This is a genomic window from Chloroflexus sp. MS-G (genome assembly GCF_000735195.1).
GTDB lineage: Bacteria > Chloroflexota > Chloroflexia > Chloroflexales > Chloroflexaceae > Chloroflexus.
Map to the genome: position 1 here is coordinate 1 of NZ_JPIM01000145.1, position 9424 is coordinate 9424.

5 protein-coding genes are annotated in these 9424 nt (G+C 53.3%); all 5 read right to left on the reverse strand.

Going from position 1 to position 9424, the window contains the following annotated elements; all coding sequences use genetic code 11:
- Positions 1–349: 349 nt before the first annotated feature.
- Complete coding sequence (gene glnA, locus JE47_RS0118160; protein WP_031461114.1) at positions 350–1684, reverse strand: type I glutamate--ammonia ligase; 1335 nt, start codon at positions 1682–1684, stop codon at positions 350–352.
- Positions 1685–2144: 460 nt separating this feature from the next.
- Positions 2145–4136: an acetoacetate--CoA ligase gene (locus JE47_RS0118165; RefSeq protein WP_031461115.1), complete on the reverse strand. Its 1992-nt coding sequence runs from the start codon at positions 4134–4136 to the stop codon at positions 2145–2147.
- Positions 4137–4824: 688 nt separating this feature from the next.
- Positions 4825–7011: a VC_2705 family sodium/solute symporter gene (locus JE47_RS0118170; RefSeq protein WP_031461116.1), complete on the reverse strand. Its 2187-nt coding sequence runs from the start codon at positions 7009–7011 to the stop codon at positions 4825–4827.
- Positions 7008–8195, reverse strand: coding sequence for a sensor histidine kinase (locus JE47_RS0118175; RefSeq protein ID WP_031461117.1), 1188 nt, complete (start codon positions 8193–8195; stop codon positions 7008–7010). The genes JE47_RS0118170 and JE47_RS0118175 overlap by 4 nt, the downstream gene beginning before the upstream one ends.
- Positions 8192–8896, reverse strand: coding sequence for a response regulator transcription factor (locus JE47_RS0118180; RefSeq protein ID WP_031461118.1), 705 nt, complete (start codon positions 8894–8896; stop codon positions 8192–8194). The genes JE47_RS0118175 and JE47_RS0118180 overlap by 4 nt, the downstream gene beginning before the upstream one ends.
- Positions 8897–9424: the final 528 nt, after the last annotated feature.

Below are 9424 nucleotides of genomic sequence, written 5' to 3' on the forward strand. Positions count from 1 at the left end.
GCGGGCGAGGAAGGGGGGGAGGTTGGTTCCCCTCACCTTGCGATGCACGAGATTCATGAGGAGGGGCGAGGCACCGCCTCTCCCCTACAGGGGGATACACGACGATGGTCACGTAGCGCCGATCCAACCTATCCTGTTGCAGCAGGTAGGGGCACAGCGGCGCTGCGCCCGTCCATCTATCGATGGGTTGCCTCCATGACACCGTGGTTATTCGGATAGGCACGACAAGCAATAGGGTTGGGTCGTGAACCCAACCCTGATCGTGTTGATGCAGCGAGGATCGTTCTGCCCCTGCGCACGGGCCATCGGAGCATTTTCAGATACGCTCTTACCTGCCCCTTGCACCACCTTAGAAAATTGCCAGATACCGATCAATCTCCCACTGCGATACGTAAGCCCGGTAGCTCTCCCATTCTTGCTGCTTGGCATCGAGGAAGCGTTCGGCAACCGATGGCCCAATCGCTTCGAGGATTACCTCATCTTCGCGGAGTGCATCGAGAGCCGAACCGAGCGAGGTAGGGAGCATCGCCAGACCACGAGCACGTGGATCGACATGGAACAAATCTTCTTCTGCCGCATCGCGCAGTGGTAATTTGCGTCGTATCCCGTCTAGTCCGGCTGCAAGCATTGCCGTGTAGGCCAGATAGGGATTACAGGCCGGATCGGGGCAACGCAGCTCAATGCGGGTTGACTGGTGCCTACCCGCTGTAATACGCGGTACGCGCACCAGAGCAGAACGATTAGTACGACCCCACGAGATATGTACTGGCGCTTCAAAACCAGGAATCAGTCGTTTGTATGAATTGACCAGCGGCGCCAGCAACACGCACATCCCACGTGCGTGCGCCAGCAAACCGGCGATAAAGTGTCGGGCCAGTGGCGAAAGACCATAAGGGTCTTCTGGATCGGCAAAGAGGTTCTTGCCGGTTTCGCGATCCACGAGGCTCTGATGCACATGCATGCCGCTTCCATTCACGCCAGCCAGTGGCTTAGGCATAAATGTGGCATGGAGACCGTTACGTTGGGCAACTGCCTTCAGCGCTACCCGCGCTGTTATCAGATGATCGGCTGAACTGAGCGCATCAGCGTAGCGTAAATCGATCTCGTGCTGTCCGGGAGCTACTTCGTGATGTACCGCCTCAACCGTAATTCCCATGGCCTGTAAAGTACGGGCCATCTGACGACGGATATGAGTTGCCAGATCGGTTGATACGTCGAAATAACCGGCTTTGTCGTGCGGTTCAAGAATCTGACCATTCTGATCAGTCTTGAAGAGAAAGAACTCCAGTTCAGGAGCAACCATAAACCGGTAGCCGATAGCAGCAGCCTGATCGAGCATGCGACGAAGCACGTTGCGCGGATCACCGGCAAACGGTTTGCCATCAGGGGTATAGACCGAGCAGATCAGGCGGGCAGTAATCAAGCCATGCTCTTGATCCCACGGAATTATTGCGTAGGTCGAGATGTCGGGCACGAGGTACATATCGCTCTCGACCAGTCGGGCAAAACCCTCTATCGAAGAGCCATCAAACCAAACGCCGTGATCGAGAGCATCCGGCAACTCCTCAACCGGTATCGTTACCGTCTTCCCGATCCCCAGGACATCGGTGAACTGCAAATTCACAAAAGCGACATTATCTGCTTTAACGCGACGCAATAGCGTTTCGCGAGGATCATCACTCATGAGCGGTACTCCTTCCTGGCGAGCAGCACTCAATGTAGGCTGTTACCCATTTCCTGTACTATACCATACTCCATGACGCTGATCCGGAATTTAAAAGTGAGGAGTGAGAAGGAGCAGACTTACTACTGACCTTACTCCGCTGGGGGATGCTCCCTTCCGTCATCACCACCGATGGTCTCACCTATTGTGAGCGAGTCGTTTACCGATAGTCTGGGCGCAGCAGTGCTGTACCTGTCCACTATCAGCGATTGAGCAACTCTACGCATAAACTAATGTCGGGTGTGAACGAAAGGTGCATGCACCGCGCATCGCACTGCACCGGGAAGGGCAGCTTCCTAACCTGCCCGCGACGCTGCGCGCACCTGGCGGAAAGTGAGAGGCGCGGCCATAACGGTTGTTACCGCACCGACGCGCGCAAGTCCCTAATCGACCTGTGCGCGCCGGAGTATCCTGTGAGCAATTACGGAGCATTCGGGCTGCTAGCTGCCAGTTTCTGGGCCAGATCGACAAAGAACTGGAGTGACTCAGGGTTTCGTAACGAGTCGGGATTAGCCGCTCTTTCAACCGGTACCCCCATCAAAATCTTCTTCACCGGCACCTCAAGTTTCTTACCGCTCAGTGTCAATGGCACTGCTGGAATCTGGAAGATGTCATCAGGAACGTGGCGTGGTGAGAGGGTATTACGAATGACCTGCTTAATCCGCTGCCGAAGATTATCATCGAGTGTTACCCCCTCGCGCAAGACCACAAAGAGCGGCATATACGAACGACCACCCAGCCCCTCAAGATCGATCACCAGGCTATCGAGCACTTCTGGAATATTTTCCACAGCACGGTAAATCTCACTCGTACCCATCCGCACTCCCTGGCGATTGATAGTGCTGTCCGAACGCCCATAGATGATGATCCCGCCACGCTCATTGATCACGATCCAATCGCCGTGACGCCAGACACCTGGGTATTGCTCAAAATAGCTGGCTTTGTAGCGGGCATAATCCGGATCGTTCCAGAAGTAGATCGGCATTGATGGCATGGGGGCTGTAATCACTAACTCGCCCATCACACCGGTAACACTGTGTCCATCAGTATCGTAGGCTTCAGCCCGACAGCCAAGAATGCGACACTGTATCTCACCACTGTAAACCGGCAAAAGCGGACAGCCACCGACAAAGCCACTACACACGTCGGTGCCACCACTGTACGAAACTAGCCAGACATCACGCTTCACGTGATCGTAAACCCACTCGAACCCTTCCGGTGGCAGTGGTGATCCAGTTGAACCGATTGACTTAATGGTATGCAAATCAAACTGCGCAGCCGGTTCAATGCCACTCTTCATTAAAGCAGTGATGTATCCGGCACTGGTACCGAAATAGCGCATCTGCGTCTGCTCGGCCAGACGCCACAATACACCCATATCAGGATACGCCGGGCTGCCATCGTAGAGGATGGGGATGGCACCAACCAGGAGACCGCCGATCAGAAAGTTCCACATCATCCAACCGGTTGTGGTGTACCAGAAAAAGGTATCACCCGGTCGCATATCGAAGTGGAGGTCGAGCGATTTAATATGTTCGAGCAGGATACCACCCTGACTATGAACAATGGGTTTTGGTAAACCGGTCGTCCCCGAGGAGTAGAGCACCCAAAGTGGCGAATTGAACTCAACGGGTGTAAAGTGCAACTCGGCAGCTTGTCGCATTGCCTCTTCCCACAAGATGACTCGCCCGCGGAGGCCACTTGTATCCGCCGCCGGATCGAGATATGGAACAAAGATTGTCAGTTCCAGGTCTGGTAAGGCAGCCTGAATCGCTGCAACTTCAGCTCGCCGATCAAATGCCTTACCGCCATATTGATAGCCATCAACGGCGATCAACACCTTGGGAGCGATCTGGCTAAAGCGGTCAATCACACTTGGACTCCCGAAGTCAGGAGAGCAACTCGACCAGATTGCGCCGAGACTGGCTGTAGCCAGACAACCGATCAATGCGTGAGGCGTATTCGGTACGTAGGCGACCACGCGATCACCCGGCTTTACACCCGCGTCACGCAGAGTCTGGGCAAGAGCAGCCGTTTGCGCCCGTAAGTCATCCCAGCTCAGGGGCGTCGGTGATTGCCGTTCAGAGGCAACTATCACCGCCGGTCGATCAGGCGTTGCGTGGCGAAAAGCATGTTCAGCATAGTTCAGGTGAGCACCGGTAAACCAGCGCGCACCCGGCATCTCACGACTCGATAGAACTGACGTATACGGGGTGTAGGCTTTGATCTGATAATATTCCCACAATGCCGCCCAAAATGTTTCGATCTCATCAACCGACCAGCGGTACAGTGTGTGATAATCTTCGAAATGTAAGCCGTAGCGTTGCGCTAACCAGCGCATAAAGGTGCGCATCGTACAGTTAGCTTGCAACTCTGCTGGTGGTTCCCACAACAACTTTGGTGTGGTAGTCATTTTTGGCCTCCGTCTGGTATTAGAGGGCGATAAACAATCGGGTCATGACAGTGCAAAGGCGTGATCACGTCTCGCAAATAATGCCCCTTATTGAGAAAGATTGAACGGACTCAGATCCGTGATAGTAGCAGCGTGGAATTACATGCTTCCAATTATGATCGATCTTTTTGAAAGACGCAACATAATCGGACTACGAACGGGGTTTTCAGAGTTCACCGTTTTTGTCGGGTTCACCGATGAACGCCGTTTACACCCGCACGACAAGCTCGGAATCCATACCGTGCGACCTTATATGCAGGCCTCCAGCCCGCATCCCGCAAGGCATGGACGGAACGATGGTTAGCCCCCTCTGGCTCGCCGATCGTGCATATCACGGCATCATAGAGACGAGTTCCATGCCCTGGAACACCGCTTGCAGGGGAGTGAGGAGATAATGGAATGGTGTGCTGATGTGCCAACCGATGGTTTCCAGGCGCACATCGCACAACGCGGGCTGGAGGCCTGCGCTTCCAGGTCTCCCAGGTGCCCCATCAACATCACTTGAAGGCTGTGGATGACACGATGTCTGCATAATGTGGGCTGGCGGCACGTACCCTAAGAAATAGCGTGAGTCGGGTGTCATTGTCAGCAAGTACGTGATATTCGTTGGTGTTTTCGAGCTATTCGGTCGGGGAAAGGGATACCAACCTCACGGGTAGCGCACATAGTCCACTAGCGCCATCACCTCTGGATCGGGAGGTGGCCCATACCGACTAACCAGCCAGGTTACCAGAAAATTGACCGGTAAGCCAAAAATACCGGCAGCAGAGCTTGAAATACCTAGAACCGTCCACTCAGGTGCAAAATACGTAATTGCCATGTAGCCAGCAGTTACCAGGAAACCACAGATCATTCCGGCAACAGCACCCCGGCTATTGGTACGCTTCCAAAAAATACCCAGCACCAATACCGGAAAAATCGTAGCTGCTGCAAAAGAAAAAGCCCATGCCACAAGCTGAACGATAATCGCCAGTCGTTGCAGAGCAGTCAACGCCGCTAGAATAGCCACAACCAGAATCGACAACCGTCCCAGCAACAAACGCTCGCGTGAACTGGCCCGTGGATTCAGTGTACGATGATAGATGTCATGGGCTGCTGCCGAAGCGATCACCATCAAGAGGCCATCGGCAGTGCTGAGCGCGGCTGCCATGCCCCCGGCGGCCACCAATGCGACAACGGTTGTCGGCAACTCGGCAATTTCTGGCGTTGATAACACGATCAGGTCTTGATCGATCTGCAATTCACGATATTGCAAAATACCATCGCCATTACCGCCTTGATCCGGATCATCGGCAATCATCAACAAGCCGGTATCTGCCCAACGCTTCGTCCATTCAGGCAGTTCGAGAATTGGCTGCCCAACCACTGAGTTTAGAATCTCCCAGCGCGCAAAAGCGGCATAAGCCGGGGCCGTTAAATAGAGCACACAGATCCACACCAGTGCCCAGGCAACACTTTTACGACTATCTTGTACCGTAGGTACGGTATAGAAGCGCACCAGAATGTGTGGCATTCCGGCGGTGCCCAACATCAAACACAGGGAAAGTGCCAGATAATTCCAGATAGACCAGTTGTTAAACGGTTCGACATAGCTGGTCAAGCCCTGCGATTGTTCGAGCTGCTCGATGTTGGAGAGCGCCTCACCATACATAAGCTGGGGAAAGGGGACACCGGTCAATTTCAATGCCAGCCATGTGACCGGTACCAGGTAAGCAAAGACCAGAATGATCCCCTGCACCCCTTGCGTCCAGGTAATAGCCTTCATTCCGCCGAGGAACGAGCAGAGGAGTACCGCTGCCAAACCAACGATGACGCCAACCATATAGTTCAGACCGAGAAAGCGGCTCATAATGATACCGATCCCGGTCACTTGGGCTGTTACATATGTAAAAGAAATAATAATGCTCAGAATAGCGGCAATTACCCGTGCCCCCGCCCCCGGATAACGGGCACCGACAAAATCCACTAGCGTATACTGACCGAATTTGCGCAAATATGGCGCAAGTAGGAGCACTAACAAGACGTAACCACCTGTCCAACCGGTAATGTAGGCCAGCCCTTCAAAGCCTAACAGATAGAGCGCACCAGCCATACTGATAAACGAAGCTGCGCTCATCCAGTCTGAGCCAGTAGCCAGACCATTAAGGATAGCTGGGACTTTACGGTCGGCAACGTAGTAGGCATCGAGGGTGTCGGCACGCGAACGAATGCCAATAACAGCGTACAGACCAATCGCCAGTGCCAGGAAACTCCAGTCAATCAGGAATGAAGGAATGTTAAACCAGGTTTCCAACCCGATGAATAATGCCAGTAATAGGAGAAGTCCGATGACAAACCCAAGGTAACGCCACGAGTAACGCCACCGTAGCTGCCGCTCCTCCGGTGATTCAGGAAATTCCAGGCCATAACGACGATCAAGCAGCCACATACGCCAGTTATAGACAATGATCAGAGTGACGAAACAGATCAGTGTCCCTTGCGCATTCAAGAAATAACCAAGAGGAAAGCCGGTTAAAATGCTGATCTGGTTGAGCGGCACGGCCAAAATGACCGGCAAGACAACGCTGAGCAACCAGATAACCAGCAATGGCCCGACGAGGCGTACATTCTCCTGCCAGTAGTGAGGTAACCAGGTCGGTGCGAGCGGCCAGCGTAATGGCGGTGGGGGAATAGTAGTGGTTCGCCTTGATAACGGTTGGAGGGAGTCAGGATCAAGTGGCCCATGGATATGACGCATCGGCGGAAAGAGGCGGTCAATGATAAACAACGACACAGCCAGCGCACCACCGACAACGAGAAATAATTGAAATAAACCGATCCAGAGACTCGTGCTCATGAGGCCTCAACCGTATCAACCGACGCAATCGGCTCAAGCCGGATTGTCGCCATTTGTGGTGCAAGTGGTAACGTGAAGATGAATCGAGCACCTTTCCCGATCCCATCACTTTCGGCCCAGATTTCACCTCCCTGCGCATAGATCAGATGGCGGGCTATCGCCAGACCGATGCCACTTCCGCCACTATTCCGGGCACGCGATTTATCAACCCGATAGAAACGTTCAAACAGATGAGGGAGATGTTCGGCTGCAATCCCAATGCCACTATCGATCACTGCTACACGCACCTCCTGATCATCAGTACTGACCTGTACCGTCACCTGTCCGCCGGCTGGCGTATATCGATAGGCGTTGGCGAGAATATTTATCAGCACCTGTGCGACGCGATCCGGATCGGCCCAGACCTGCGGTAATTGTTCAGGAGCATCGAGTGATAACGTTACCTGATTACTGCTGAAGAGTGGCTCAAACTGCGCGATTTGGGCTTCCAGTACCGAACGTAAATCGATTGCACGAGCCACAACCGGCAACTGACCGGCTTCCACACGCGACAGCAGTTCTAAATCTTCGATCAAGCGTTGAAGACGACGGGTTTCACGCAAAATGAGGTTAAAAGTGGCCGGATTCGCTGAGACGACGCCATCAACCAGGCCTTCCATGTAGCCACCGATTGTTGCCAGCGGTGTACGCAATTCATGGGTTACATCGGCCAACAATGCTAACCGCCGACGCTCGGTCTGATCAAGGGCCTCGGCCAACTGATTCACACTCTGCGCCAACTGGGCAATTTCATCATCAGCCTGAAGATAGATACGCTCGCGGTAAAGACCCTGAGCTAATCGTCGGCTCACATTCGAGAGGGTCTGAATCGGTTCTACAATTCGGCGTGAAACAAAGAGGCTCACGAGAACAGCAGCAGTCAGCGCGGCAAAGCCACTGATCAGTAATGACTGCTGAACAACCGACTGGAATTGCTCTTGTAAGGCGACGGCTTCGTTTGTTACACCGCTATGTATCTGACCGGTCTCTGCTGCTGCTGCTCCTAGCGTCAAAGGGGCAAAACTCGTCCAACCCAAGCTTGTCAGAACATTTGCTGCTGCTAGTAAGACAACATACGCCATCAGCACAATGATAAAATGAGAGACAAATAATTTCCATCGGAGCTGATGCAGCCATTTCATCATCGTGTACCGCCGACAAATTTATATCCAACGCCACGCACTGTCTGCACGAGCGGTGTGCCATGCTGATCATCGTCTAATTTGCGGCGTAATGTGCCAATATGAACGTCAACCACGCGGTCAATGCCGGCAAAATCAGGACCCCAGACCCGTTGGAGCAGCTCTTCACGGGTAAAGACACGTCCTGGATAGCTGGCAAGTGCGTAGAGTAAATCAAACTCGCGGGGGGTTAGATCAACCCGCACCCCGTTACGTTCCACTTCGCGTCGTTCAGGATCGATTAACAACCCCTCGAACTGCAATACTGGGCGCTGGTTGATTTCAGTAGCCCGCACAACACGATTACGCCGAAGAATAGCCTTCACTCGTGCAACTAATTCACGAGGACTAAACGGTTTCGTCAGATAATCGTCGGCGCCTACCGATAAACCGATTAACTTATCGATCTCATCAGCACGGGCAGTCAGCATCAACACAAACACCGACGTATCGCGGTGTAACTGTCGGCAGACCTCAATGCCATCAAGGCCAGGCAGCATGACATCAAGAATAACCAGATCGGGTTTAACACTGCGTGCCAATGCTAAGGCTGTCGGGCCATCATATGCACGATGGACGACAAAACCCTCCTTGGTCAGGTAGCTACTAACTAGATCGACAATCGGTTGCTCGTCATCAACAACGAGAATTGTAGCTGCTTCCATTGCAGCACTCCCTGCTTCCTTACGATGGACGCAATGGATGTTGTCAAGCGAGGCTAACTATCAGTTCGTGATACCTGGCAATATCGGGCAACAATGCGTATCACGCAAAACATTGCGTTACGAAAGTCAACGTTTACGCCTGCATATAAGGTATCAAGATGGAACTTTTCCCGTTTGTGGAGTGAAGTATACCATAATTTGCCACAACCGTCGTCAGAGGCTACGAGCGCAAAGAGTTTGACAAAGTCGCCGATTGCGCAGTCTTGTTTGAGACACCGACCAACGTTGTGTACACGTTCACGACGCGCAACGGTTGTCGCTCTTGAAGCAGTCTCATTGGCAACACCTTGTATTCTTGTATTGAAGATACCTTCCGGTCAATGGCTCCTATAGACGGGCGAAACGCCGCTGCGCCTGTCCATCGGTGGGGGAACCTCCCCCGTTGGAGGTTAGGAGGGGGCGCACCCCAACGGGGGCAGTCGGGAAGAGAGCTGCCTCCTCCCCCTAAACGGACTGTCGGGAGTGAAA

Excerpts from the sequence above, each read along its gene's own strand:
- glnA (WP_031461114.1), bottom strand. The coding sequence starts at position 1,684 with ATGAGTGATGATCCTCGCGAAACGCTATTGCGTCGCGTTAAAGCAGAT.
- JE47_RS0118165 (WP_031461115.1), bottom strand. The coding sequence starts at position 4,136 with ATGACTACCACACCAAAGTTGTTGTGGGAACCACCAGCAGAGTTGCAA.
- JE47_RS0118170 (WP_031461116.1), bottom strand. The coding sequence starts at position 7,011 with ATGAGCACGAGTCTCTGGATCGGTTTATTTCAATTATTTCTCGTTGTC.
- JE47_RS0118175 (WP_031461117.1), bottom strand. The coding sequence starts at position 8,195 with ATGATGAAATGGCTGCATCAGCTCCGATGGAAATTATTTGTCTCTCAT.
- JE47_RS0118180 (WP_031461118.1), bottom strand. The coding sequence starts at position 8,896 with ATGGAAGCAGCTACAATTCTCGTTGTTGATGACGAGCAACCGATTGTC.